Origin of the sequence: Alloalcanivorax mobilis (genome assembly GCF_002864685.1) — a bacterium.
Classification (GTDB): Bacteria; Pseudomonadota; Gammaproteobacteria; order Pseudomonadales; family Alcanivoracaceae; genus Alloalcanivorax; species Alloalcanivorax mobilis.
The window spans coordinates 1-587 of the sequence record NZ_NMQZ01000084.1 but is presented as its reverse complement, the minus strand read 5'-3'; the positions used below and the strand labels follow the sequence as shown (position 1 = coordinate 587).

The 587-nt window shown below is 68.7% G+C and carries 1 protein-coding gene; it reads right to left on the bottom strand.

The features are described 5' to 3' along the window. Nucleotides 1-345: 345 nt before the first annotated feature. Nucleotides 346-587: glycosyltransferase (locus CGS25_RS18910; RefSeq protein ID WP_157933884.1), on the bottom strand; the 242-nt coding region annotated here is incomplete at its 5' end.

The following is a 587-nucleotide window of genomic DNA, read 5'->3' as shown; positions in this document are numbered from 1 at the left end:
GCTCCCACAGGGGCGTTGTAGCCAGGCGGGAACAGCCAGGCCGGCACCGTGGGGGGGATTCTGGTGTGGGAGCGGCCCTTGACCGCGATCTGGCCTGCCAAGCCGGCCTCGCCTAGCGGCTTGGTTCGCGGTCGGGGACCGCTCCCACAGGGGCGTTGTAGCCAGGCGGGAACAGGCGGGCAGGCGCCGCGCCGGGTTTTGATTCTGATGTGGGAGCGGTCCTTGACCGCGAATGGGCTCTGCCGGGCTGGCCTCGCCTTTCAGGCTCGGTTCGCGGGCAGGGACCGCTCCCACAGCGGCGTCGTGGCCCGCTTTGGTTGAACACTGAAAACCGCACACTGAAAACTAGTCTTGAAACAACCCCAACGCCGTTTCCACCACACTGCGCTCATCGAACTGCGCTTCTATGCGGTCGCGGGCGGCGCGGCCGGCGGTTAGGAGGCTTTCTCGGGGGAGGGTCAGGCAGGTTTCCATGCATTCGGCGAGGGAGTGGGCGTCGCGCACCTGGCAGAGCCAGCCGGTGACGCCCTTCTCCACGGCCTGGCGGCAGCCGGGGACGTCGGAGACGATGGCGGGGCGGCCCATGG